This is a genomic window from Streptomyces viridifaciens (genome assembly GCF_001888885.2).
Taxonomy (GTDB): Bacteria; Actinomycetota; Actinomycetes; order Streptomycetales; family Streptomycetaceae; genus Kitasatospora; species Kitasatospora aureofaciens.
The window spans coordinates 4,260,275-4,284,054 of the sequence record NZ_CP090841.1; the positions used below are offsets into that span (position 1 = coordinate 4,260,275).

Genomic DNA, 23,780 nt, shown 5'->3' on the forward strand with positions numbered 1-23,780 from the left:
GGTCACCGCATGGACGCAGGGCTCAAGCGCGAGCTGGAGGCGAAGGTCTACGCGGGTGAGCGGCTGACCCGCGAGGACGGGATCGCGCTCTACGAGAGCGACGACCTGGCCTGGCTGGGCGGGCTGGCCCACCACGTGCGGACGCGGAAGAACGGCGACGTCGTCCACTTCAACGTCAACCGCCACCTCAACATGACCAACGTGTGCAGCGCGTCCTGCGCGTACTGCTCGTTCCAGCGCAAGCCGGGCGAGAAGGACGCGTACACGATGCGCATCGAGGAGGCCGTCCGCCTCGCCAAGGCGATGGAGAGCGAGTCCCTCACCGAGCTGCACATCGTCAACGGCCTGCACCCGACCCTGCCGTGGCGCTACTACCCGCGCTCGCTGCGGGAGCTGAAGGCGGCGCTGCCGAACGTCTCGCTGAAGGCCTTCACCGCCACCGAGATCCACTGGTTCGAGAAGATCAGCGGCCTGTCCGCGGACGAGATCCTGGACGAGCTGATCGACGCCGGCCTGGAGTCGCTGACCGGTGGCGGCGCGGAGATCTTCGACTGGGAGGTCCGGCAGCACATCGTCGACCACGACACCCACTGGGAGGACTGGTCGCGGATCCACCGCCTGGCCCACGGCAAGGGCCTCAAGACGCCCTGCACCATGCTGTACGGCCACATCGAGGAGCCCCGCCACCGGGTCGACCACGTGCTGCGGCTGCGCGAGCTGCAGGACGAGACCGGCGGCTTCCAGGTCTTCATCCCGCTGCGCTACCAGCACGACTTCCACGACTCCAAGGACGGCGTCGTGCGCAACAGGCTGATGGCCCGTACCGAGATGGCCACCGGCGCCGAGGCCCTGAAGACCTTCGCGGTCTCCCGGCTGCTCTTCGACAACGTCCCGCACGTCAAGGTCTTCTGGGTGATGCACGGCGTCACCACCGCCCAGCTGGCGCTCAGCCACGGCGCGGACGACATGGACGGCTCGGTGGTCGAGTACAAGATCACCCACGACGCGGACAACTTCGGCACCCCGAACAAGCTCGGCCGCGAGGACCTGCTCGGCCTGATCCGGGACGCCGGCTTCCGCCCGGTGGAGCGCAACACCCGCTACGAGATCATCCGCGAGTACGACGGCCCGGACCTGACGCGTCGCGAGACCCCGCAGGCGATGCGCCTCTGACCTGCGAACTCCCCGCCGCCCGGACCGCACCCGCGGTCCGGGCGGCGGCGCCTTCACGGCTCCCGCACGGGACCCGGGTTTACCAACGGGTACGGCGTTTGGCAGGATCGACCGCATGTCCGGTTCTCATCGCGCCACCGAGTACCCGCCGTACGAGCCGATGCAGGAACCGGTGTACGGGGTGCCCCAGCAGTCGAACGAGGCGCCGTACAGCGCTTACGAGCCGTCCCCGCAGGGCCACCCCGGCGAGTACCAGCAGACCGCTGACGGGTACTTCGAGGCGTACGGCGAGACGTTCCAGGCGTACCCCGCCGAACCCCAGCCGGTGTACCAGGAGTATCCGGAACCGGCCTACGAGCCGTACCAGCAGCCGGCCCACGAGCAGCCGGTCGACCAGGAACCGGCCTACGAGCAGCCGGCCTACGAGCAGCCGGTTCCCGAGGAACTCGCACCCGTGCTGCCCCTCGCCTCCGTGGCCCCCGCCGCGACCCCCGCGCCGGGTGGCCGGGCCGCCGCCCGGGGCCGGCGGCGCAAGGCCAAACAGAAACGTCACGGCAAGGCCGTGATGGCCGGCACCGCGCTGCTGGTCGCGGCCGCCGCCGGCTGGTACACCGTCGGCCAGGACAGCGCCAAGTCCGTCGCCACCGCGGCCGACGGCCCCGGGCCGGAGGGCGTCAGCAAGCCCGACCACCCCGCGCCCGCCCCCGGCGCCGTCCAGGCCGCCGCCGACCGGCAGTCCGCCGCCCCGGCCGCCGGCCGGAGCGAGACCCGCCCGGACGGATCGCTGGCCGCGATACCCGGCCTCGGTGCCGCCTTCACCGCGAAGATCCCCGCCGCGACCACCCAGGTCGTGGTCGCCAGCGGCCAGGGCAAGGACACCGACAAGAACAGCGTCACCCTGTGGACCCGCACCCCCGAGGGCCGCTGGCTGGCCGGGGAGACCTGGCAGGGCCACAACGGCAAGAACGGCTGGACCACCGACCACAACGAGGGCGACCTGCGCAGCCCGATCGGCGTCTTCGACCTCACCGACGCCGGCGGCCGCAACGACAACCCCGGCAGCAAGCTCCCGTACGACAAGGACCCGAGCTTCGTGGTCTCCGGGACGGGCTTCTTCGGCGACCAGCTGGCCGGCTCCTTCGACTACGTGGTCGCGATCAACTACAACCGGGTCGCCGGCAGCTCCCCGCTCGACATGCGCCGCCCGATGGGCACCAAGAAGGGCGGCGGCATCTGGCTGCACGTCGACCACGACGGCCCGACCCACGGCTGTGTGTCGATACCCGAGGACAAGATGGCCCAGCTGATCCGCACCCTGGACCCGGCCGCCCACCCGGTGATCGTGATGGGTGACGCCGCCTCGCTGGCCGCCTGACCTCGGCGGACGTCCGGACCCAGGCGCCCCAAGGCGCTTGTGGGGCCCCTACAGATCGGCGGGGCGGATCCTGTAGCCGGTCATGCCCGGCTGACCAGCGGGTAACCCGGTTCCATGGCAGCATGAGCGGTTCGCGCATTGTGGCACTCGGCCACTACCAGCCCCCCAAGGTCCTCACCAACGACGACCTGGCGGCATTCGTCGACACAGACGACGAGTGGATCCGCACCCGCGTGGGCATCCGTACCCGGCACATCGCCGAGGGCGAGACCCTGGTCGACCTCGCCGCCGAGGCCGCGCAGAAGGCCCTCGCCAACAGCGGCCGGACGGCGGCGGAGATCGACCTGGTCGTCGTCGCCACCTGCACCGCGATCGAGCGCAGCCCCCACACCGCCGCCGCGGTGGCCGCCCGTCTGGGCGTCCGCTCGCCCGCCGCGTACGACATCAACACGGTGTGCTCCGGCTTCTCCTACGCGCTGGCCACCGCCGACCACGCGATCCGGGCCGGCGCCGCCCGGCGCGCCCTGGTGATCGGCGCCGAGCGGATGACCGACACGCTCGACTGGACCGACCGCTCCACCTGCGTGATCTTCGGCGACGGCGCCGGCGCCGCGGTGGTCGAGGCGCAGGAGGAGGGCGCCGAGCCGGGCATCGGGCCGGTGGTCTGGGGCTCCGAGCCGGAACGGGGCGACGCCGTGGTGATCACCGGCTGGGACCCGGTGATCAGCCAGCAGGGCCAGTCGGTGTTCCGCTGGGCCACCACCCAGCTCGCCCCGCTGGCCCGCGAGGCCTGCGAGCGGGCCGGGCTCGACCCGTCGGAGCTGAAGGGCTTCGTCCCGCACCAGGCCAACCTGCGGATCATCGACGCGATCGCGGGCAAGCTGGGCCTCGCCGACGCGGTGGTGGCCCGGGACGTGGTCGACTCCGGCAACACCTCGGCCGCCTCCATCCCGCTCGCCTTCTCCAAGCTGGTCGAGCGCGGCGAGCTCTCCCCGGGCGACCCGGTCCTGCTCTTCGGCTTCGGCGGCGGCCTGGCCTACGCCGGCCAGGTCGTCCGCTGCCCCTGACTCGCCCGCTCGCCTCCGGAGCGCTCTGACCCGGCGCCGACGGTCGTCGCTCCGGCGCTCGTTCCTCGCTTGTCGCTCCTCCCTTTCGGCACCGGCGCGCCCCTTCGGCTCGGGGCGGGGACTCGCCCGCTCGCCTGCGGGCCGCTCCCGACCCGGCGCCGACGGTCGTCGCTCCGGCGCTCGTTCCTCGCTTGTCGCTCCTCCCTTTCGGCACCGGCGCGCCCCTTCGGCTCGGGGCGGGGACTCGCCCGCTCGCCTGCGGGCCGCTCCCGACCCGGCGCCGACGGTCGTCACTCCGGCGCTCGTTCCTCGCTTGTCGCTCCTCCCTTTCGGCACCGGCGCGCCCCTTCGGCTCGGGGTGGGGACTCGCCCGCTCGCCTCCGGAGCGTTCTGTCCCGGCCCTCGCTGGGGCTGCACATGCCGGTGGGCGGGCACCCTCGTACGGGTGCCCGCCCACCGGCATGTCTGGCGCGCGTGCGGTACGTCGGCGGACCTCCCCCGAGGACACGGCCGCCGTCCGTCGTACCCCGGACAGGAGGCCGGGGCTGCGCGCGGAGCGGATGGTGGATCGAACGGACGGTGCTACTTGGGCGCCTTCTTACCGGTGACGCCCAGGTACACCAGGGGAGCGAGGTTGGGTTTGAGATCCTTCACTTTGACGCCCCAGGAGGTGAAGGCCTTCTGGTGCTCGGCCGCCGAGGCGAGCAGCGAGACCAGGGCCCCCGAGACGGCGTTCGGGTCGAGCGATTTGTCGGCCTGACCCTTCGCCTGGAGTTCCTTGACGGCCTCGGCGAGCGGCTTGGCGACCGAGTTGAGGACGGTCATGCGGATCTTGAAGAACCGCTTGTCCCCTTCCGCGGCACCGAGCGTGACCACTCGGAGAATGGCGTCGTTCTTGCGCCAGAAGGCGAGGAATCCGTCGACCAGTTCTTCCGAAGTGGTCGGTCCGGACTTCCCTGCCCAGGACTTTCCGGCCACCAGCTCTTTGAGGGTGTCGGAGTCCTTGGCCATTTCCTCGGCGATTTCGAGGACTGCGCCCTCGACATCCGGGAAGTACTGGTAGAAGGTCGCGGGGGAGGTACCCGCCATACGGGCGACGTCGATGACCTTGACGTCCCGATAGGGCGACGTGCTGAGCATCTCGCGGAGGCAGTCGAGCAGCTTCTGCCGCGTCTCCTGTCCGCGTCGCCCGGCGACGCGACCGTCGACGGTGCGAACTTGTCCTGTCATGCCGTCAGCTTACCGTGGCAAGATCTTGGCGCGATTCGGTGATGCGACTATTACTCCGCACGGGGGGTTGCTATAGGGCTCTGAAGCACTTCGGACGGAATTTCACCGGGCCTCGCAGCCGCTCTTGAAGCCCCCCCGTGTGCTTTTGACCCCATAGCGTGACGGCGAGTCCGCTGAGGGTTGGTCGGGTGACAGAGCGTGACCGGTCGCACCGGGTGTCGAGTCGACGGTCCGGGCGCCGGGGCGCAAGCCGTGGCCGGAACGGGCGTCAGAATCCGGCCGTTCCGTCGTCGCCGGCCGGCGGACCGGTCGGCGACCGCCTCGCGGTGGGGGAGGTTGGAGATGCGCCGGGCGGCATTGGAGAATCGGGTCCGGCACCACGCGGCGGGTGCGGACAACGGGGAGGTGGCTGCGGAGTGGACCAGCTGACGGCGCACGATCCGAGGCGGATCGGGCCCTTCGAGGTGCTGGGGCGGCTCGGCGCGGGTGGGATGGGGCTGGTCTACCTGGCGCGCTCCGCCTCCGGGCGCCGGGTGGCCATCAAGACCGTCCGGGGGGAGCTGGCCGAGGACGAGCTGTTCCGGGTCCGCTTCGCCCGCGAGATCGCGGCGGCCAAGACGGTCGGCGGCTTCTACACCGCGGCCGTGGTGGACGCCGACGCGGACGCCCGGGTGCCCTGGCTGGCCACCGCGTACATCCCGGCGCCCTCGCTGGAGGACCTGGTCGAGGAGTGCGGCCCGCTGCCGGTGGAGGCGACCCGCTGGCTGGTCGCCGGCATCGCCGAGGCCCTGCAGTCCATCCACGCGGCCGGGCTGATCCACCGCGACCTCAAGCCCTCCAACGTCCTGGTGGTCGAGGACGGCCCCAAGGTGATCGACTTCGGCATCGCGTCCGGGGTCTCCAGCACCCGGCTGACCATGACCAACGTCGCGGTCGGCACCCCCGCCTACATGTCCCCGGAACAGGCCCGGGACAGCCGGACCGTCCGGGGCGCCAGCGACGTCTTCTCGCTCGGCTCGCTGATGGTCTTCTGCGCCACCGGGCACCCGCCGTACCGCGGCTCCAACCCGGTCGAGACGGTGTTCCAGCTGCTGCGCGAGGAGCCGGACCTGACCGGCATGGCGCCCGAGCTGATGGACCTGGTCCGCGCCTGCATGCAGCAGGCGCCCGAGCGCCGGCCCACCCCGGCGCAGATCCAGGCCGAGCTGGCCCCGCACCTGTTCTCCCGGGACGACGCCTCCGGCGAGGCCGGCGACTGGCTGCCCGCCCACGCGCTGGAGCTGATCGAGCGCAAGCGCGGCCGACGCCCGAGCGCGCCGACGCCCCGCCCGTACTCCGGGCCGGCCGAGCAGCCGCAGCCGCAGCAGCCGCCGCTCCAGGCCCCGCCGCAGCGGCCGCCCGTGCCGCCGCAGCCCGTCGGCGCGGACGACCCGCGCACCTACCCGGGCCCCGGGCAGGCTCCGCCGGCCGGGCCGGTGCACGCCGGGCCGCTCCCCGGGACCGGGGACGGCGAGATCCCGACCGCGAAGATCCCCTCCAAGAACAAGCACCGGGCGCCCACCGGCGGCGTCGCCGTCGAGGTGCAGCTGTCCGGTGCCTCGGTGCGGATAGGCCCGGGGCCGCGGGCCGAGCACGAGCAGCCGGGTGCGAGCACCGCCCCCGCCGCGACCGACTGGGTCCGGCGGGCGGCGCCGACCCCGTCACCGGCGCCCCCGCTGACCCCGGCCCCGCAGCCCTCCCCGGCTCCGGCCGCCCGCTGGCGCCCGTGGCGGTTCCGGATGTCCAACGACGTCTGGGGCACCCCGGTGGTCGCCGACGGCACGCTCTTCGTCTCCAGCTTCGAGGTGCACGCGCTGGACATCGGCTCGGGCGAGCGCCGCTACAAGACCCGGGACGTCGCCTGGGCGCTCGCGGTGGACGCCGGCCGGGTGCACGCCGCCGACGGCCCGCACCTGTACACCGTGGACGTCGCGGACGGCACCGAGCGCTGGCGCACCTCGCTGGACGGCTGGGTCTACTCGCTGTCCGCCGCCGACGGCGTGCTCTGCTGCGGCGTGCGGGGCGGCGGCGTCCAGCTGCGCGCGGCCGCCACCGGCGCCGAGCTGTGGCGCGCCGACGACGCCCAGCAGGACTACGAGAACCCGCAGTCCGGCCCGGTCCTGGTGGGCGGCTCCGCCTACTACTACGGCGCCGGGCGGCTGCGCTGCGTCGACCCGCGCGGCGCGGGCCTGCGCTGGTCCTTCCAGGTCGGCGAGGACGTGCCCTCGCACCCGGTCGAGCGCGGCGGCGTGCTGTACGTGACGGCGGGCACCCGGGTGTACGCGCTGGACGCGGCCAGCGGGGTCGAGCGCTGGCGCTTCGACGCCCCGGTGGTGCTGTTCACCCCGCCGGCGCTGGACGGCGACGCGGTCTACGTGGCCGACTACCTGGGCACCGTCTACGCGCTGGACGCGGCCACCGGCCTGGACCGCTGGCGCGGGGTCACCGGCGGCCGCCAGGGCGCCGAGCCGCTGGTGGTCGGGGACGGCATGGTGCTGGTGGGCAGCGGCGAGGTGCTGTACGCCTTCGAGGCGGCGACCGGCCGGGAGCGCTGGCGCTACACCGCGCGCGGCGAGATCGTCGGCTCCCCGGCGCTGGCCGACGGCCTGGTGCACCTGGGCAGCCGTGACCACTCCCTGCACACCCTGGACCTGGCGACCGGTCAGCTGCGCTGGGAGCTCGGCACCAAGGGCGAGCTCACCGGCTCCCCGGTGGCGGTCGGCGGGCGGGTCTTCGTCGGCTCCAAGGACCGCTGCGTGTACGCCCTGGACGCCTTCTACGGCACGGCGGTGCCCGCCCGCTGAGCGGGGCGGACACCGCCGGTCCGGTGACGCCGGGGCGTCAGGCCTTACGGGCCTCGGGGTGGCGGCTGCACCAGCCCTCCCAGGCGGAGGAGACCATGTCGGCCACGTCGTGGCTCGCGCTCCAGCCCAGCTCGCGGTGGATCAGGTCGGCGGCGGCCACCACCCGGGCCGGGTCGCCGGGGCGGCGCGGGGTCACCTCGGCGGTGACGTCGTAGCCGGTGACCTTGCCGATGACCTCGATCATCTCCTTGACGCTGACGCCCTCGCCACGGCCGATGTTGAGCACCAGCGCGGTCTCGCCGGCCGGGTCGGCGGCCAGCCGCTTGGCGGCGGCCACGTGGGCCGAGGCGATGTCGGAGACGTGGATGAAGTCGCGGACGCAGCTGCCGTCCGGGGTCGCGTAGTCGTCGCCGAAGACCCGCGGCGCCTCGCCGGCGGTCAGCCGCTCGAAGACCATCGGGATCAGGTTGAACACCCCGGCGTCGGAGAGCTCGGGCGAGGCGGCGCCGGCCACGTTGAAGTAGCGCAGGGCCACGGTGGACATCCCGTACGCCTTGCCGGCCGCGGCGACCAGCCACTCGCCGGCCAGCTTGGTCTCGCCGTACGGGCTCATCGGCGCGCACGGGGTGGACTCGGTGACCAGGTCGACGTCCGGCATGCCGTAGACGGCGGCGGAGGAGGAGAACAGGAAGCGCTTGACGCCGCCCCCGGCCGCGGCCTCCAGCACCGTCTGCAGGCCGATCATGTTCTCGCGGTAGTACAGGAACGGCTGCTCGACCGACTCGCCGACCTGCTTCTTGGCGGCGAAGTGCAGGACGCCCTCGATGCCGTGCTCGCGGATCGCGGTGTCCAGGACGGCGCGGTCCAGGGTCGAGCCCTCGATCAGCGGGACGCCGTCCGGCACCCGGGAGGCGTCGCCGGTGCTCAGGTCGTCCAGGACGGCGACGCGCTCGCCGGCGTCGAGCAACTGGCGGACGACGTGCCCACCGATGTATCCGGCACCGCCGGTGATCAACCAAGTCATGGGGCAATCCTAGGCGTTCGAATGCGGGCCACCGGGTTCGGGCGAGTCGGGACGGCGGTCCGGACAAATAGGTGAAATGCTGACAAAGTTTCCCGTGCTCTCATGCCCGCGCCTCGGCGTGGTGACGAATCGGAGGCAGCCAGGTGAGCCGAACGAAGGAACACAACCGCCCGCTGCCGGCCGGCCCGCGGCCGACCGGGCCCAGGGCGGCACAGGGCCGGCTGCTCGCGCCGGGCGCGGTCGCGGTCGTGACGGCGCTCGCGCTGGCGCTGGCCGGGTGCAACAGCTCCACCTCTTCCTCCTCCGCGGCCGCCTCACCGACGGCCGGCTCCCCGTCCGGCACCACCAAGCAGGCCTCCTCCGCCCCCGGCGCCCAGCCGGGCAGCGCCAACCAGTTGCAGGACGCGTACCAGAAGGTGATCGGCGACGTGCTGCCCTCGGTGGTCCAGATCACCACCGGCGACAGCCTCGGCTCCGGGATCGTCTACGACGACAAGGGCGACATCGTCACCAACGCCCACGTGGTCGGCTCCGCGACCACCTTCACCGTCACCCTGGCCAACACCACCAAGTCGCTGGACGCCACCCTGGTCGCCAGCTACCCCGACTCCGACCTCGCGGTGATCAAGCTCGGCAGCCCGCCGGGCGGCCTCAGGCCGGCCACCTTCGGCGACTCCGGCAAGGTCCAGCTCGGGCAGATCACCCTCGCCATGGGCAGCCCGCTCGGACTCTCCGGCAGCGTCACCCAGGGGATCGTCTCGGCCACCGGGCGGACCGTCTCCGAGCCCCGCAACGCCGGCTCGCCGGGCGCCACCATCGGCAACATGGTGCAGACCTCGGCCGCGATCAACCCGGGCAACAGCGGCGGCGCACTGGTCAACCTGGACAGCCAGGTGATCGGCATCAACACCCTCGCCGCGACCGAGCCGCAGACCAACGGCGCGGCCGCCCCCGGCATCGGCTTCGCCATCCCGGCGTCCACCATCACCAACATCGCCGACCAGCTGATCAAGCAGGGCAAGGTCACCAACTCCGGCCGGGCCGCACTCGGCATCACCGCCCGGACCAGCTTCGACCAGCAGTTCCAGCCGGCCGGCGCGGTCATCGTGGCGGTCAGCCAGGGCGGACCGGCCGCCTCGGCGGGGCTCCAGCCCGGCGACGTCATCACCAAGATCGGCGACACCCCGGTCGACTCGCTGAACGCGCTCACCACCGCGCTCGCCTCGCTCACCCCGGGCAGCAAGGTGACCGTCACCTACACCCGGGACGGCAACAGCAGGACCGCCGACGTCACGCTCGGCACGCTGGAGAGCAGTTCCCAGGGCACGCCCTGAGCCCTTCGACGGCGTTTCCGACCCCGGTACGCAGACCGGCCCGCACACCGCGCAAGGGTCCCGCGGGCCGTCCGGCGCACCGGACCGGCGCCGGGACCCCGTCCGCTGCCTCGACGGGGTCCCGGCGCCCTTCGCCGGGCTGACAGGTCCTAGCGGCGGGTGGTGCGGGTGCGCCAGGGCAGCTCGACGGTGACGGTGGTCGGGCCGCCCTCCGGGCTGTTCACCAGGAACACCCCGTCCACCGCCCGGATCCGCTCGGCCAGCCCGCCCAGGCCGCTGCCCGGGTAGGGGGCGGCCCCGCCCTTGCCGTCGTCGTGGACCAGCACCATCAGCTGGTTGTCGGAGCGCCAGACGTCGACCGAGGCGGTCCGGGCGCCCGCGTGCTTGGAGACGTTGGTCAGCAGTTCGCTGACGGTGAAGTAGGCGATGCCCTCGACCGCCGAGTCCGGGCGCTCGGGCTCGCCGTCCGGTCCGGCCAGGTCGACGTTCACCTTCACCCCGCCGGGGACGGTGCAGCGGGCCGCGACCGCGGACAGCGCCGCGTCCAGGCCGCGGTCGGTGAGCACCGCCGGGTGGATGCCGCGGGCCAGGTCACGCAGTTCCTGCAGGGCGAGCTTCACCTCGCCGTGCGCGTTGTCGACCATCCGGGTGGCGACCGCCACGTCCTCCTGGGTCTCCACCTCGCGCAGCCGCTCCTTGGCCATGCCCAGGTCCATCGCCAGCGCGACCAGGCGGGCCTGGGCGCCGTCGTGCAGGTCGCGCTCGATCCGGCGCAGGTCGGCGGCGGCGGTGTCGACCACGGTGCCGCGGTCGTCCTCCAGCTCGCGCACCCGCTCGGCCAGCGCGCCGGGGAAGAGCAGTGACTCGATCAGGATCCGGTCGACCGCCGCCATCGTGCGCACCACCACGGGCAGCACCGGCCACAGCACGATCACCGAGACCAGGGACAGGGTGAAGCTCAGGATGCCCCAGGGCAGCATCAGCACGTTGTAGAGCGCCGAGCGCCAGTTCAGCAGGTCGGTGAGGTGGGCGATGGTGTAGGCGACCATGCCCGGGCGGCGCGGCCTCACCGGCTCCGGCTCGTCGATCCGGGAGCCGTAGACGGAGCGGGCCCGGTTGCGGCCCTGCGCGCCCAGGGCGCGGGAGCCGGCCAGGCCGGCGGCCAGCACCGGCAGGCCGATCACCGTGACCGACAGGCCCAGGCCGACGGAGAGCGCGGTGACCGAGAGCACGAAGCCGGCGATGCCCAGCGGGAGGTTGAGCATCAGGTGGCCGACCTGGCGCCACATCCGCGCGCCGTACAGCGGCGGGCGTTCCATCCGGGCGTCCTGCTCCCTGATGGCGTCCACGGCGCGGTTCAGCGACTTCATCGGATCATCCGTCCCCTCGTTCGAGCTGGCGGACCCAGCATCCCGAATCGCGGGCGGGGTGTGCCATGGGGGTGATACATCTTCCCGGCCGGGGGTTATCCCCACCCCGACCGGTCCCCGGGCGTTCATCCGGACGTCCACGGGACGTCTTGCGGAGCGGGCAGGTTTCGGGGGGAGTGGAGCCGTCCCCTTAGACTCACGCATTGGCCACGGTTAAGACCGTGTGAGTAAAAGTCGTAGAACTGTCTTGAGGGCGGATTCGCGGCCGAGGTGGAGGCGAAGGCATGGAGTGGCAGCAGACGGCTGCCGTCGCGGCCGACCCAGCGGTCGGCAGCGGCTACTTCGACGCGTACGCCGCGATGGGCCTGCTGGCCGTCATCGGGGTGCTCTTCGTCGCCGTGGCGTTCACCGCCAACCGCCTGCTGCGGCCGGTGGTGTACTCACCCGAGAAGCTCCTCGCCTACGAGTGCGGGGTGGACCCGGTGGGCGAGGACTGGGCGCACACCCAGATCCGCTACTACGTGTACGCCTTCCTGTACGTGATCTTCGCGGTCGACGCGATCTACCTGTTCCCGTGGGCGACCGTCTTCGCCGCCGCCGGGTACGGCGCCGGAACGCTGGTCGAGATGTTCCTCTTCATCGGCTTCCTCGCGGTCGGACTGCTCTACGCCTGGAAGAAGGGCGTTCTGGAATGGACGTGACGCACACCCACTCGCACGGCGCCCAGGGCGGTCCCGTCCCGCTCGGGCTGCCCGACCCCGCCCGCCCCGGCGCCGTAGAGCGCCGCGGCCTCGGCCCGCTGGCCCGGCTCGCGCCCGACCCGGTCAAGGTCGTGCTCAACTGGGGCCGCCGCTACAGCCTCTGGTGCTTCAACTTCGGCCTGGCCTGCTGCGCGATCGAGTTCATCGCCGCGTCCATGGCCAAGCACGACTTCATCCGGATGGGCGTCATCCCGTTCGCGCCCGGCCCCCGTCAGGCGGACCTGATGATCGTCTCCGGGACGGTCACCGACAAGATGGCGCCCGCCGTCAAGCGCCTCTACGAGCAGATGCCCGAGCCGAAGTACGTCATCTCCTTCGGCGCCTGCTCGAACTCCGGCGGCCCGTACTGGGACTCGTACTCCGTCACCAAGGGCGTGGACCAGATCATCCCGGTCGACGTCTACGTGCCCGGCTGCCCGCCCCGGCCGGAGGCGCTGCTCCAGGGCATCCTCAAGCTGCAGGAGAAGATCGCCGCCGAGTCCCTGCCCGGCCGGTACGCCGCGCCCGCGGCGGCGCTGCGCCGTCCGCTGGTGCCGGGGCCCCCGGCCGGCCCGTCGGCCGGTGCTCCGGCCGGTTCGTCCGAGGGAGGGGTCTCGTGACCACGCCCGAGCAGTACGCGGCGTCGGTCGGGGAGTGGGCGACCGGCGCCGAGGCGTACGGGCTGATCACCGTCGACGTGCCGGCCGAGCGCTGGATCGAGGCGCTCACCAGCGCCCGGGACGTGCTGGGCCTGGGCTTCTTCGACTGGCTGAGCGCCGTCGACGAGCTCGCCGAGGGCTTCTCCGTGGTCGCGCACCTGGCCGCCGCCGAGGCGCCGGGGGTGCGCCACCTCGCGCTGCGCACCCGGGTGCCGCGCGACGGGGCCGCGCTGCCCAGCGCCGTCGCGGTGTACGCGGGGGCCGCCTGGCACGAGCGCGAGACGCACGAGATGTTCGGCATCGACTTCCCCGGGCACCCGTACCTGGCCACCCTGCTGCTGCCGGACGGCTTCGAGGGGCACCCGCTGCGCAAGGAGTTCGTGCTCGCGGCGCGGGTGGCCAAGGACTGGCCGGGCGCCAAGGAGCCGGGCGAGTCGGACCACGGCGGCGGGCCGGCCCGCCGCAAGATGCAGCCGGCCGGTGTGCCGGACCCGAACGAGTGGGGGCCGCTCAAGGGCACCCTGCCGCCGGTCGCCGAGCGGCCCGCGCGCGGTGCGCGGGCGGCGGGCGCGGCGGCGCGAACGCCCCGGGCCGGTGCGGCTGCGGCCGCCGGTGCCGAGGGTGCCGCCCCGGCGGTGCGGGCGGACCGGCCGCGGCGGACGCGGTCGGTGTCGGAGGGGTCGGCGAGCCAGGGGGCCGCCGAGGCTCCGGACACTCCGGCCACTTCTGAAGCCCCGGCCGCCCCGGCCGCTGAAGGCGCTCCCGCAGCCCCGGCCGCTCCTGCCGCCGAGGGTGTCCCGGCGGTCCGGGCGGACCGGCCGCGGCGGACACGGTCGGTGTCCGAGGGCTCGGTCAGCCAGACAGCCGATGAAGCTCCTGCGGCTCCTGCGGCTCCTGCGCGGCCCCGGTCCTCCGACGCGCCCTGGCACAACCCGGTGCCGGCCCACGACGAGAAGCCCTCGGGTGAGGAACCGGACGGGGCGGCGGAGAAGGACGAGAACTCGGCCGGAGCGGCCGACCAGGACGGAGACGGCACGTGAACCTGCTCGACACGGTGCTCCGCTGCGTCGCCACCCTCGTCGTCTTCCTGGTCTTTCCGCTGGTCATCGGCCAGACCGAGCACAAGGTCATGGCGCACATGCAGGGCCGGCTCGGCCCGATGTACGCGGGCGGCTTCCACGGCTGGGCGCAGCTCGTCGCCGACGGCGTGAAGTTCGCGCAGAAGGAGGACATCGTCCCCGCCGGGGCGGACCGCCGGATCTTCCAGCTGGCGCCCGCCGTCTCGCTGCTGCCGTACCTGTTCGTGCTGCTGGCGATCCCGGTCGGCCCGGACGGCTTCGTCGGCCAGGCGATCGACGCCGGACTGTTCTTCGTGCTGGCCGTGATGGGCGTCGGCGTGATCGGCAAGCTGATGGCCGGCTGGGCCTCGGCGAACAAGTTCTCGCTGCTCGGCGGTCTGCGCACGGCCGCGCAGCTGATGTCCTACGAGCTGCCGATGGTGCTCGCCGCGGCCTCGGTGGCGATGGCCGCGGGCACCCTGTCGCTGCCCGGGATCCTGGACGCCTGGCACTGGTACTGGCTGCCCTGGCAGATCATCGGCGCCTTCGTGTTCTTCACGGCCGGCCTGGCCGAGCTCCAGCGGCCGCCGTTCGACATGCCGGTCGCCGACTCGGAGATCATCTTCGGCGCGTACACCGAGTACACCGGTCTGCGCTTCGCGCTGTTCCTGCTGTCCGAGTACGTGGGCATCCTGGTGGTGTCGGCGCTGACGGCGGTGCTCTTCCTCGGCGGCTGGCACGGGCCGATGGCCGACCAGCTCGGCTGGCTGTGGATGCTCCTCAAGACCTTCGCACTGGCCTTCGTGGTCATCTGGCTGCGGGTCACCTACCCGCGCCTGCGCGAGGACCAGCTGATGCGCTTCGCGTGGGTGGGGCTGATCCCGCTCGCACTCGTCCAGCTGGCCCTCACCGGCATCATCAAGGTGGCGATCTCATGAGTTTTCCCGGTGTCGGTCTGGCCAAGGGGCTGGCCGTGACGCTGCGGACGATGACGAAGAAGAGCGTCACCGCGCAGTACCCCGACGTGCAGCCGGTGCTGCCGCCGCGTTCGCGCGGCGTCATCGCGCTGCTGGAGGAGAACTGCACGGTGTGCATGCTCTGCGCGCGCGAGTGCCCGGACTGGTGCATCTACATCGACTCCCACAAGGAGACGCTGCCGGCCGCCGAGCCGAACGCGCGGGCCCGCACCCGCAACGTGCTGGACCGGTTCGCCATCGACTTCTCGCTCTGCATGTACTGCGGGATCTGCATCGAGGTGTGCCCCTTCGACGCGCTGTTCTGGTCGCCGGAGTTCGAGTACGCGGAGACCGACATCCACGAGCTGACCCACGAGCGGGAGAAGCTCCGGGAGTGGATGTGGACCGTCCCGGCGCCGCCGGCGCTGGACCCGGCGGCCGAGGAGCCCAAGGAGATCGCCACCGCGCGCAAGGCGGCGGACAAGCTAGCGGCTGCGGCTGCGGCCGACGCCGAGGAGAAGGGTGACGACGCATGACGGGCGCTGCCACGCTCCTCGCGGCGACCGGTTCGTTGGAGCCGGCCGCCCGTTCGTTCCTGTCCCCGACCGGCCAGGAGATCGTCTTCCTGCTGGTCGGCATCGCGGTGCTCGGCTCGGCGGTGGCCTCCGTCACCACCAAGCAACTGGTGCACGCCGCGCTCTGGCTGGTGGTCGCGCTCGGCGGGCTTGCGGTGGAGTTCCTGCTGCTCACGGCCGAGTTCATCGCCTGGGTGCAGGTGCTGATCTACCTGGGCTCGGTGATCGTCCTGGTGCTGTTCGGGCTGATGCTCACCAAGGCGCCGATCGGGCGCTCCCCGGACGCCGACTCCAAGAACCGCTGGGTCGCCCTGGTCGTCGCGCTGGCCTCGGCCGGGACGCTGGTGACGCTGGTCGTCGACGCCTTCCGGACCTCCTGGATCGACCTCGGCGCGGGCGGCGGCTCGGCCGCCGTCACCGGGGCCAGTCTGTTCCGGAACTGGGTGCTGCCTTTCGAGGCGCTGTCCGTGCTGCTGCTGGCGGCGCTGGTCGGCGCGATCGTGCTGTCTCGCGGGGCCAAGCGCCGGGTGCCCGCGCCGCGGGCGGGCAGGCTGCGGGCCGGACGGCCGGTCGGGTCGAACGGGACCGTCGCCGCGACCGCGCCGCGCACCGCCCCGGAGGCTGCCGCGCCCTCCGCGCCGTCCACGCCGTCCGTGACGGAGGAGAGCTGATGCACCTCGCCTACCCCGTCGTCCTCTCCGCGCTGCTGTTCAGCGTCGGCGTGTACGGCGTCCTCGCCCGGCGCAACGCCGTCCTGGTGCTGATGTCCGTCGAGCTGATGCTCAACGCCGTCAACCTCAACCTGGTCGCCTTCGACGCCTGGCTGCGCGACTCGCTGCACGCCGGGCAGGCGCTCACCCTGTTCACGATCACCGTCGCCGCCGCCGAGATCGGGCTGGGGCTCGCCATCGTCCTGCTGCTGTTCCGGGCCCGGGGCACCGCGGACGTCGACCGGGCCACCGCGCTCGGCGACCCGGCCGAGCCGTACGCCTCCGTCGAGGAGGAGCCGGCCGCAGCCGAGGCACTGAAGGGCCGGGCCACCGCATGAACCTCGCCCTGCCCGCCCTCGTCCCCGCGCTGCCCGCCCTGGGCGCCGCCGCGACCCTGGCCGCCGGCAAGAAGGCGCCCGGGCTGGCCCGGCCGCTGGCGATCGTCCCGGTCGCCGTCTCGGCCGTGCTCGCCCTGGTGGTCGCCCTCCAGCTGGGCACCGGTCAGACCCTGGACGCGGCCACCCGGCTCACCCCGACCGGCGGCCCGGACATCTCGCTGGCCGTCCACCTGGACGGCTTCAGCTCGCTGATCTCCGTCCTGGTCGGTGTGGTCGCCACCTGCGTCCAGGTCTACTCGACCGCGTACCTGAAGGCGGACCCGCGCTACCCCTCGTACGCGGCGCTGGTCTCGCTGTTCACCGCGGCGATGTTCCTGGTGGTCTTCTCGGGCGACCTGATCGTGCTGCTGGTCGGCTGGGAGGTCATGGGCGTCTGCTCGTACTTCCTGATCGGCCACCACTGGGAGACCGCGGACGCCCGCTCGGCCTCGCTCAAGGCCTTCCTGGTCACCAAGCTCGGTGACGTGCCGTTCCTGTTCGGGATCTTCCTGCTCGGCGCGGACGTCCACAGCTTCCGCATCCCGGACGTGCTGGCGGCCGCGGGCGAGGGCAGGCTCGGCCACCCGACGCTGATCGCGCTGCTGCTGCTCGCCGGCGTGGCCGGCAAGAGCGCCCAGTTCCCGCTGCACACCTGGCTCCCGGACGCGATGGCCGGTCCGACGCCGGTTTCCGCGCTGATCCACGCCGCCACCATGGTCGCAGCCGGCATCTACCTGGTGGCCCGGCTGATGCCGGTGTTCCTGCAGTCGGGCGCGGCACTGGTCGTGCTCGCCGTGATGGCCGCCGTGACGATGATCGGCTCGGCGCTGTGCGCACTCGCCCAGGACGACCTCAAGCGGGTGCTCGCCTACTCCACCGTCGGCCAGCTCGGCTACATGGCCGGCGCGCTGGCCAGCGGGGACCGCGAGGCCTCGGTGTTCCACCTCGTCAGCCACGGCGCGTTCAAGGCCCTGCTGTTCCTGGCCGCCGGCGTGGTGATCCACGCCGCGCACACCAACTCGATCTCCGCGATGTCCCGGATCCCGGGGTTGCGCAAGCGGGTGCCGGACGCCTACTGGACGACGGGCATCGCGCTGGTCGCGCTGGCCGGGCTGCCGCCGTTCTCCGGCTTCTTCAGCAAGGAGGCGGTGCTGACCGCCGCCGAGCACGCCGCCAACGGCGAGGCGCTGACCAACGGGCTCGGCCCGGCCTCGGGGGTGCCGCAGGCGGCCGGCTGGATCGTGCTGATCTCGGCCGGGCTGACCGCCCTGCTCACCGGCGCCTACGCCACCCGGTTGTTCCTGGTGACCTTCCACAGCCCGGCCGGTGCGGCCGCGGCGGCACCGGAGGTGCTGCCCGCCGCCGACCGGGCGACGGTGGTGGCCGACCACGAGGCGGACGCGCCGTACTCGCCCGAGCTGGACGAGGCCGACCCGGCCACCGCCGAGCCGCCCGCGATGCGCTGGCCGCTCTGGGTGCTGGCCGTTCCGACCATGGCCTTCGGCGTCGCCGGGCTGCGCCCGGACTGGCTGCCCGCGCTGCTGGACGGCGGCTCGCTGCGCCCCACCGGCGTCACCGCCGTGACCGGCACCGGGCTCGCCGTGGTCGGGGTGCTCGCCGCCTACGGCGCCTGGCGCTCGGCCACCGCGCGGCTGGCCACCGGCCGTCCCGCCCCGGCCGCCGTCGGCCGGGTGCCCGAGCAGGCCGGAGCCCCGGCCGCCGAGGTGATCGTCGCCGACCCCGGGCGCACCCTGCTCGGCCCGCTGTTCGGCCCGGCCCGGCACGGCTTCGGCGTCGACCGGCTGTACCACGCGCTGTTCGTCCGCCCGGTGGCCGCCGCCGCCCAGCTGGTCCGCTTCCTCGACCGCGAGGTCGTCGAGGGCTACGTCCAGGGCAGCGGGATCGGCGCCAACCTGCTCGGCCGGGCCGTCCGGCTCGCGCAGACCGGCAACGCGCAGACCTACCTCAGCGCGCTGCTCGCCGGGGTCGTCCTGCTCGCCGTCCTGGTGGCGGTGTAGCCGGTGCTGCTGTCCTCCACCCCCGTCCCGTTCACCCCAGCTGGGAGCCCCCGATGAACGCGGTCCTCATCGCCCTCCTGGTGCTGCCACTGCTCGGCGCCGCGCTCACCCTGGCGCCCGTGTTCGGACCGGACCGGGCCGTCGCCGACCGGCGGGCGCTGCGGCTGAACTCCGTGGTCACCGGCGCGGTGTTCCTGGTCTCCGTCGCCCTCGCGGCCGGCTTCGACCACGGCTCGCCGGCCCGGATGCAGGCCACCACCGACGTGTCCTGGATCCCGGCCCTGCACGTGCGCTTCCACCTCGGGGTGGACGGCGTCTCGCTGCCGCTGATCGTGCTGACCGCGCTGCTCACCTTCCTCTGCGCGCTGTACTCGGAGAAGCGGCTGCCGGGCGGGGAGGCCCGGGACGCAGCCCCTGACGAGCACCGTCCCTCCGGGCAGGCCTTCGTCGGGCTGTTCCTGCTCCTCGAAGTCGGCATGCTCGCCACCTTCGCGGTCCTGGACCTCCTGCTCTTCTTCCTGGCCTTCGAGATCGTGCTGATCCCGATGTACTTCCTGATCGCCCGCTGGGGGAGCGGCGCGAAGACCCCGGCCGCCAACCGGTTCATCCTGTACACGCTGCTCGGCTCGGCCGTGATGCTGCTCGGCTTCCTGCTGATCGGCAGCAAGGCCGGCACCTTCGACATGCAGGCGCTGGCCGCCGCGCACGGCCACGGCCTGAGCCACACCACCCAGGTGATCGCCGCGCTGGCGATCATGGTCGGGCTGGCGGTCAAGGCCCCCGGCTGGCCGCTGCACAGCTGGCTCCCCGACGCGCACACCGCCGCCCCGACGGTGGGCTCGGTGCTGCTCGCCGGCGTGCTGCTGAAGATGGGCACCTACGGTCTGGTCCGCGTCCTGCTGCCGGTCGTGCCGGACGGCACCGCGACGCTCGCCCCCTACCTGGGCGCCTTCGCCGCCGTCGGCATCGTCTACGGCTCGCTGGCCTGCCTGGCGCTCGCCCGCCCCGGATCCAAGGGCGACCTCAAGCGCCTGATCGCGTACTCCTCCGTCGGCCACATGGGCTTCGTGCTGCTGGGCATCGCCTCCCTCACCCCGGTGGGCGTCAACGGGGCGCTGTTCGCCAACATCGCCCACGGTCTGATCACCGGTCTGCTGTTCTTCGTCGTCGGCGCGCTCAAGGACCGCTACGGCACGGCGGACCTCGACACCCTCTCCGGCGCCACCGGCGCCGCCCTGTACGGGCGGGCACCCCGGATCGGCGCGCTGCTCGCCTTCGCCGCCGTCGCCAGCCTCGGCCTGCCCGGGCTGGCCGGCTTCTGGGGCGAACTGCTCGCCATGTTCGGCGCCTTCGACCCGGCCGCCGGCCTGTCGCGCCCCGCCTTCGTCACCTACATGGTCCTGGCCGGCCTCGGCACCCTCCTCACCGCCGCGTACCTGCTGATCGTGGTCAAGCGCGTCTGCATGGGCGACCCCGCGCAGCCCGCACCGGTGGACCGGCTGCCCGACCTGCGCCCGTACGAGGCCGTCAGCTGGACGCCGCTGGCCGCGCTCACCCTGGTGGCCGGGCTGTGGCCCGCTCTCCTGCTCGGCCTCTCCGACCCTGCCGTCAAGCACCTCCTCGGGGGTGGCTGACCGTGCTCGCAGCCCACACCGCCGCACTCGGACCTCACTCCACGGGGCAGCACACTGTGACCTCCCTCGCCGTAGCCAACCCGGGCAGCCTGATCCAGTCCGTGGACTGGGTGGCGATCGCGCCCCCGCTGATCGCCGCCGTGGCCGCCCTCGCGGTGCTGGTCACCGACCTGTTCCTGCCCGAGCGGCACAAGAAGTGGCTCGGCCGCCTCGCCGCGGCCGGACTCGCCCTCGCCCTCATCGCACTCCTCCCGCTGACCAGTGGGTCACCCCGAGCGACCTTCTGTGTCCGGAACGTAGCAGCGGCCACTGACACTCCGCCGGTCGGCGGCCCTGCCGCGGCCGGCTGCTCCTACGTCGCCGACCACTTCGCCCTGGTGTTCCAGCTGCTCGCCCTCGGCGGCGCGCTGATCGCGGCCCTGCTGTCGATGCACACGGTCGAGAAGGAGCGGCTGCCGGGCGGCGAGTACTGGTTCCTGCTGCTCTCCAGCGCCACCGGCGCCGCCCTGCTGCCGGCCTCCCGCGACCTCGCCACCATGGTGATCGCCCTGGAGGTCGCCTCGCTGCCCGCGTTCGCCCTGGTCGCGCTGCGCCGGGACGGGCGGGGCGCGGAGGCCGCGCTCAAGTTCTTCGTCTCCTCGGTGACCGCGACCGCCGTGATGCTGCTCGGCATCGGCTTCGTCTACGCGGCGAGCGGCAGCCTGCACCTCGGCGCCGTCGCCCAGGGCCTGGAGCACGCGCCCGGCCAGCTCAAGCCGCTGGCCGAGGCCGGGGCCGTGCTGACCCTGGTCGGCTTCGCCTTCAAGGTCGCCGCCGTCCCGTTCCACTTCTGGGTGCCCGACACCTACACCGGCGCCCCGCTGCCGGTGGCCGGCTACCTCTCGGTGGTCGGCAAGGCGGCCGGCCTGTCCGGTCTGGCGCTCGCCACCACCGTCGCGTTCCGCCCGTACGCCCACACCTGGGGCCTGGCGCTCGCCGTGCTGGCGGCCGTCACCATGACCGTCGGCAACGTCGGCGCGCTGCGGCAGCGCTTCGACACCCGGTACAGCGCGGTGCGGCTGCTCGCCTGGTCCTCGGTCGGCCAGGCCGGGTACCTGCTGGTGCCGCTCGCCGCCGCCGGGTACGCGCCCACCGGTGCCGACCCGCTCGGTGCGACCGCCGCGTACGCGCTGATCTACGGCGTGGTGAACCTCGGCGCCTTCGGGGTGGTCGCCGCCGTCGGCCGTCGGGCCGGGACCAGCGTGGACGACTTCCGCGGCCTGTTCGCCCGCAACCGCTGGACGGCGCTCGCGATGGCCTTCTTCCTGCTCTGCCTGGCCGGGCTGCCGCCGGGCGTGATCGGCCTGTTCGGCAAGGTCGTGGTGTTCCGCGCGGCGGTGGACGCCGGGCTGGGGTGGCTGGCCGTGGTGATGGCCGTCAACGTGGTCGTCGCCCTGTACTACTACCTGCTGTGGACGGCCCGGCTGTTCACCCCGGCCGACCCGGCGGCGGTCGCGGACGGTGCCGGGGCCCGGCTGCCGGTCAGCCTGACCGCCACGCTGGGGCTCACCGCCTCGGCGGCGGTGGTGCTGTCGGTCGCCCCGCAGCTGGTCCTCCAGGTCGCCGGCGGCAGTCTGTTCTGAGCCCGGGCCCGGGCCGAGCGCAGTCGTCGGCCCGGGGCCGTCCGGGTGGTGCGGCGGCGGCGCGGTGGTGTCGCGTCCGTCACAAGGGAACAAGGTCCCCGGCCCCACCCGTTGACCGGGCAAGAGGGACGAGGCGGAAAGGGCTTCCCCACCGCACCACTGGAGGGCCTGACGTGCACAGCCGGCACAACGGACTGAGGACCGCCGTCCTGCTCGGTGGCCTCTCGGCGCTGATCCTGGTGATCGGCAGTTTCTTCGGCCGGACCGGCTTCGTGGTCGCCCTGCTGGTCGCCCTCGGGACCAACGCCTACGCCTACTGGAACAGCGACCGGATCGCGCTGCGGGCCATGCGGGCCCGCCCGGTCAGCGAGTTCGAGGCGCCGGGGCTGTACCGGATCGTGCGCGAGCTCTCCACCTCGGCCCGCCAGCCGATGCCCCGGCTCTACATCTCCCCGACCCCGGCCCCGAACGCCTTCGCGACCGGCCGCAACCCGCGCAACGCGGCGGTCTGCTGCACCGAGGGCATCCTGCAGATCCTGGACGACCGCGAGCTGCGGGGCGTGCTCGGGCACGAACTGAGCCACGTCTACAACCGGGACATCCTGATCTCCTCGGTCGCCGGGGCGCTGGCCTCGGTGGTGATGTTCCTGGTGAACTTCGCCTGGCTGATCCCGTTCGGCCGGAGCGAGGACGACGACGGCCCCGGGCTGTTCGGGATGCTCGCCATCATGATCCTCGGGCCGATCGCCGCCGGACTGATCCAGATGGCGGTCAGCCGATCCCGCGAGTACCAGGCCGACGCCGACGGCGCCCGGAGCACCGGTGACCCGCTCGCCCTCGCCAGCGCCCTGCGCAAGCTCGACGCCGGCACCCGCCAGCTTCCGCTCCCGCCGGAGCCCCAGCTGCAGACCGCGAGCCACATGATGATCGCCAGCCCCTTCCGCCCGGGCGAGGCCGGCGCCCGGCTGTTCTCCACCCACCCGCCGATGGCCGAGCGGATCGCCCGGCTGGAGCGGATGGCGGGGTACCGGGGGTAAGGGCGGCTGTCCCGGGAGCTCCCGGGGGCCCGGGTGATCGCCTGGGCGGTGGTGACCGCGCTGCCCGCGATGCTGCTGACCTCCGGGTACGGGCTGGCCGCGGAGCCGGTGCACCTCGGCGCGAAGGCGCTGGCCGGGCTGGCGTACGTAGCGGCGGTCTCGCAGTTCGGCGGGTTCGTGCTCTGGTACCGGGGGATGGCCGCGATCGGCGTGCCGAGGGCCAGCCAGCTGCAGCTCGCCCAGCCGCTGCTGACGCTGCTCTGGTCGGTGCTGCTGCTGGGGGAGGACCTGCCGGTGGCGGCGCCGGTGACGGCGGTGGTGGTGCTGCTCTGCATCGCGGTCACCCAGCGGGCCCGGGTCTAGGACGTGTCTGCCGGACACGTTCCGGGGCACGCCCGGGACACGCCCGGGACTCGCTCCGCAGGCTCCCGGGCGGTGTCGTGCGCCCGCGAACCCTCGCGGTGAGCCGTCCGGAGGAGCCTTCCGCTCGTTAGGATGAGCCCGCGCCCCGCGTCGGTCCGGGGCGCGGCATCCGGAGGGAGTGGGCCGTCATGGCAGACGAGAGGCACGCCCCGGCGTCCGGGGACGCGCCGGCCCGCAGGCGCGGCCAGGGCGAGCTGGAGGCGCAGGTGCTGGCGGTGCTCCAGCAGGCGCCCGGCCCGGCCAGCGCGGGGTGGGTCCAGGAACGCCTGGAGGGCGATCTCGCGTACACCACGGTGATGACCATCCTGTCCCGGCTGCATGCCAAGAACGCCGTCTCCCGGAGCCGCTCCGGCCGCTCGTACCTGTGGCAGGCCTCCTCCGACGCCGCCGGGCTGGCCGCGCTGAGGATGCGCCGGATGCTCGACGGCGAGGCGGACCGGGACGCCGTCCTCGCCAGTTTCGTCACCGCGCTGCTGCCGCACGACGAGGAACTGCTGCGGGCGCTGTTGGACGCCGCGTCCGCGGATCCGGCAGCGGCCGACCGTGAGAGCTGAT

At 73.2% G+C, this 23,780-nt stretch carries 20 protein-coding genes and 1 pseudogene; 18 read left to right on the plus strand and 3 right to left on the minus strand.

The genetic code is table 11. The features are described from left to right. Positions 1 to 9 precede the first annotated feature (9 nt). The 3 genes from mqnE (at position 10) to BOQ63_RS26150 (ending at position 3,615) form a co-directional block, all read left to right on the plus strand. A complete protein-coding gene (mqnE, locus tag BOQ63_RS26140) occupies positions 10 to 1,173 on the plus strand; it encodes an aminofutalosine synthase MqnE (RefSeq protein ID WP_030551577.1) in 1,164 nt (387 codons plus the stop codon). A gap of 115 nt (positions 1,174 to 1,288) precedes the next feature. Further along, a complete protein-coding gene (locus BOQ63_RS26145; RefSeq protein WP_318299380.1) occupies positions 1,289 to 2,548 on the plus strand; it encodes a L,D-transpeptidase family protein in 1,260 nt (419 codons plus the stop codon). A gap of 122 nt (positions 2,549 to 2,670) precedes the next feature. Beyond that, complete coding sequence (locus BOQ63_RS26150) at positions 2,671 to 3,615, plus strand: beta-ketoacyl-ACP synthase III (protein ID WP_030284214.1); 945 nt, start codon at positions 2,671 to 2,673, stop codon at positions 3,613 to 3,615. Positions 3,616 to 4,197: 582 nt separating this feature from the next. Here BOQ63_RS26150 and BOQ63_RS26155 read toward each other — a convergent pair. After that, positions 4,198 to 4,845 (minus strand): TetR family transcriptional regulator, encoded by a 648-nt coding sequence (locus BOQ63_RS26155; RefSeq protein WP_030284205.1) that lies wholly within the window; start codon positions 4,843 to 4,845, stop codon positions 4,198 to 4,200. Positions 4,846 to 5,261: 416 nt separating this feature from the next. Here BOQ63_RS26155 and BOQ63_RS26160 point away from each other — a divergent pair, with 416 nt between their 5' ends. Beyond that, positions 5,262 to 7,688 carry a serine/threonine-protein kinase gene (locus tag BOQ63_RS26160; protein ID WP_150476123.1) on the plus strand — a complete coding sequence of 809 codons (2,427 nt, stop codon included), beginning with the start codon at positions 5,262 to 5,264 and terminating at the stop codon, positions 7,686 to 7,688. A gap of 37 nt (positions 7,689 to 7,725) precedes the next feature. Here the strand turns inward: BOQ63_RS26160 and galE are convergent, their stop codons facing one another. Beyond that, the gene (gene galE, locus BOQ63_RS26165; RefSeq protein ID WP_030284203.1) at positions 7,726 to 8,712 is read right to left on the minus strand and encodes a UDP-glucose 4-epimerase GalE; all 987 of its coding nucleotides are present in this window, start codon (positions 8,710 to 8,712) and stop codon (positions 7,726 to 7,728) included. Positions 8,713 to 8,933: 221 nt separating this feature from the next. On the opposite strand from galE, the gene BOQ63_RS26170 reads away from it, so the two are divergent. Then, positions 8,934 to 10,046 (plus strand): S1C family serine protease, encoded by a 1,113-nt coding sequence (locus BOQ63_RS26170; RefSeq protein WP_030284202.1) that lies wholly within the window; start codon positions 8,934 to 8,936, stop codon positions 10,044 to 10,046. Between the two features lie 149 nt (positions 10,047 to 10,195). Here the strand turns inward: BOQ63_RS26170 and BOQ63_RS26175 are convergent, their stop codons facing one another. Then, complete coding sequence (locus tag BOQ63_RS26175; RefSeq protein WP_072656361.1) at positions 10,196 to 11,365, minus strand: sensor histidine kinase; 1,170 nt, start codon at positions 11,363 to 11,365, stop codon at positions 10,196 to 10,198. 335 nt (positions 11,366 to 11,700) lie between these two features. On the opposite strand from BOQ63_RS26175, the gene BOQ63_RS26180 reads away from it, so the two are divergent. From BOQ63_RS26180 to BOQ63_RS26240, 13 genes and pseudogenes are all read left to right on the plus strand, one after another. Beyond that, positions 11,701 to 12,117, plus strand: coding sequence for an NADH-quinone oxidoreductase subunit A (locus tag BOQ63_RS26180; RefSeq protein WP_030284196.1), 417 nt, complete (start codon positions 11,701 to 11,703; stop codon positions 12,115 to 12,117). Continuing rightward, positions 12,108 to 12,776 (plus strand): NADH-quinone oxidoreductase subunit B, encoded by a 669-nt coding sequence (locus BOQ63_RS26185; RefSeq protein WP_030284195.1) that lies wholly within the window; start codon positions 12,108 to 12,110, stop codon positions 12,774 to 12,776. The genes BOQ63_RS26180 and BOQ63_RS26185 overlap by 10 nt, the downstream gene beginning before the upstream one ends. After that, positions 12,773 to 13,855, plus strand: a complete 1,083-nt coding sequence (locus tag BOQ63_RS26190) for an NADH-quinone oxidoreductase subunit C (RefSeq protein ID WP_150476124.1) — start codon at positions 12,773 to 12,775, stop codon at positions 13,853 to 13,855. The genes BOQ63_RS26185 and BOQ63_RS26190 overlap by 4 nt, the downstream gene beginning before the upstream one ends. Then, a complete protein-coding gene (gene nuoH, locus BOQ63_RS26195) occupies positions 13,852 to 14,811 on the plus strand; it encodes an NADH-quinone oxidoreductase subunit NuoH (RefSeq protein ID WP_030284193.1) in 960 nt (319 codons plus the stop codon). The genes BOQ63_RS26190 and nuoH overlap by 4 nt, the downstream gene beginning before the upstream one ends. Further along, positions 14,808 to 15,365: a NuoI/complex I 23 kDa subunit family protein gene (locus tag BOQ63_RS26200; RefSeq protein WP_033353872.1), complete on the plus strand. Its 558-nt coding sequence runs from the start codon at positions 14,808 to 14,810 to the stop codon at positions 15,363 to 15,365. The genes nuoH and BOQ63_RS26200 overlap by 4 nt, the downstream gene beginning before the upstream one ends. After that, the gene (locus BOQ63_RS26205; protein ID WP_030551564.1) at positions 15,362 to 16,075 is read left to right on the plus strand and encodes an NADH-quinone oxidoreductase subunit J family protein; all 714 of its coding nucleotides are present in this window, start codon (positions 15,362 to 15,364) and stop codon (positions 16,073 to 16,075) included. Before BOQ63_RS26200 ends, BOQ63_RS26205 begins: the two co-directional genes overlap by 4 nt. Beyond that, positions 16,075 to 16,452, plus strand: a complete 378-nt coding sequence (gene nuoK, locus BOQ63_RS26210) for an NADH-quinone oxidoreductase subunit NuoK (RefSeq protein WP_072655066.1) — start codon at positions 16,075 to 16,077, stop codon at positions 16,450 to 16,452. Before BOQ63_RS26205 ends, nuoK begins: the two co-directional genes overlap by 1 nt. Continuing rightward, a complete protein-coding gene (locus BOQ63_RS26215) occupies positions 16,449 to 18,509 on the plus strand; it encodes an NADH-quinone oxidoreductase subunit 5 family protein (protein ID WP_030284185.1) in 2,061 nt (686 codons plus the stop codon). Before nuoK ends, BOQ63_RS26215 begins: the two co-directional genes overlap by 4 nt. 53 nt (positions 18,510 to 18,562) lie before the next feature. Continuing rightward, positions 18,563 to 20,143, plus strand: coding sequence for a complex I subunit 4 family protein (locus tag BOQ63_RS26220; RefSeq protein ID WP_072655068.1), 1,581 nt, complete (start codon positions 18,563 to 18,565; stop codon positions 20,141 to 20,143). A 56-nt stretch (positions 20,144 to 20,199) separates the two neighbouring features. Further along, positions 20,200 to 21,765 (plus strand): NADH-quinone oxidoreductase subunit N, encoded by a 1,566-nt coding sequence (locus tag BOQ63_RS26225; protein ID WP_072656362.1) that lies wholly within the window; start codon positions 20,200 to 20,202, stop codon positions 21,763 to 21,765. 173 nt (positions 21,766 to 21,938) lie between these two features. Further along, positions 21,939 to 22,802, plus strand: coding sequence for a zinc metalloprotease HtpX (gene htpX, locus BOQ63_RS26230; protein WP_030284182.1), 864 nt, complete (start codon positions 21,939 to 21,941; stop codon positions 22,800 to 22,802). Continuing rightward, positions 22,803 to 23,165, plus strand: a pseudogene (locus BOQ63_RS26235) (EamA family transporter); the annotation flags it as partial. A 188-nt stretch (positions 23,166 to 23,353) separates the two neighbouring features. Next, entirely contained in the window at positions 23,354 to 23,779 is a 426-nt protein-coding gene (locus BOQ63_RS26240; protein ID WP_030284173.1) for a BlaI/MecI/CopY family transcriptional regulator, read from the plus strand. Position 23,780 lies beyond the last annotated feature (1 nt).

Bases quoted from the DNA above. Each gene is read 5' to 3' on its own strand.
- mqnE (WP_030551577.1), top strand. From the start codon at position 10: ATGGACGCAGGGCTCAAGCGCGAGCTGGAGGCGAAGGTCTACGCGGGT.
- BOQ63_RS26200 (WP_033353872.1), top strand. From the start codon at position 14,808: ATGAGTTTTCCCGGTGTCGGTCTGGCCAAGGGGCTGGCCGTGACGCTG.
- nuoK (WP_072655066.1), top strand. From the start codon at position 16,075: ATGCACCTCGCCTACCCCGTCGTCCTCTCCGCGCTGCTGTTCAGCGTC.
- BOQ63_RS26175 (WP_072656361.1), bottom strand. From the start codon at position 11,365: ATGGAACGCCCGCCGCTGTACGGCGCGCGGATGTGGCGCCAGGTCGGC.
- BOQ63_RS26180 (WP_030284196.1), top strand. From the start codon at position 11,701: ATGGAGTGGCAGCAGACGGCTGCCGTCGCGGCCGACCCAGCGGTCGGC.
- galE (WP_030284203.1), bottom strand. From the start codon at position 8,712: ATGACTTGGTTGATCACCGGCGGTGCCGGATACATCGGTGGGCACGTC.
- BOQ63_RS26145 (WP_318299380.1), top strand. From the start codon at position 1,289: ATGTCCGGTTCTCATCGCGCCACCGAGTACCCGCCGTACGAGCCGATG.
- BOQ63_RS26240 (WP_030284173.1), top strand. From the start codon at position 23,354: ATGGCAGACGAGAGGCACGCCCCGGCGTCCGGGGACGCGCCGGCCCGC.
- BOQ63_RS26215 (WP_030284185.1), top strand. From the start codon at position 16,449: ATGAACCTCGCCCTGCCCGCCCTCGTCCCCGCGCTGCCCGCCCTGGGC.
- BOQ63_RS26205 (WP_030551564.1), top strand. From the start codon at position 15,362: ATGACGGGCGCTGCCACGCTCCTCGCGGCGACCGGTTCGTTGGAGCCG.
- BOQ63_RS26185 (WP_030284195.1), top strand. From the start codon at position 12,108: ATGGACGTGACGCACACCCACTCGCACGGCGCCCAGGGCGGTCCCGTC.
- BOQ63_RS26220 (WP_072655068.1), top strand. From the start codon at position 18,563: ATGAACGCGGTCCTCATCGCCCTCCTGGTGCTGCCACTGCTCGGCGCC.
- BOQ63_RS26155 (WP_030284205.1), bottom strand. From the start codon at position 4,845: ATGACAGGACAAGTTCGCACCGTCGACGGTCGCGTCGCCGGGCGACGC.
- BOQ63_RS26150 (WP_030284214.1), top strand. From the start codon at position 2,671: ATGAGCGGTTCGCGCATTGTGGCACTCGGCCACTACCAGCCCCCCAAG.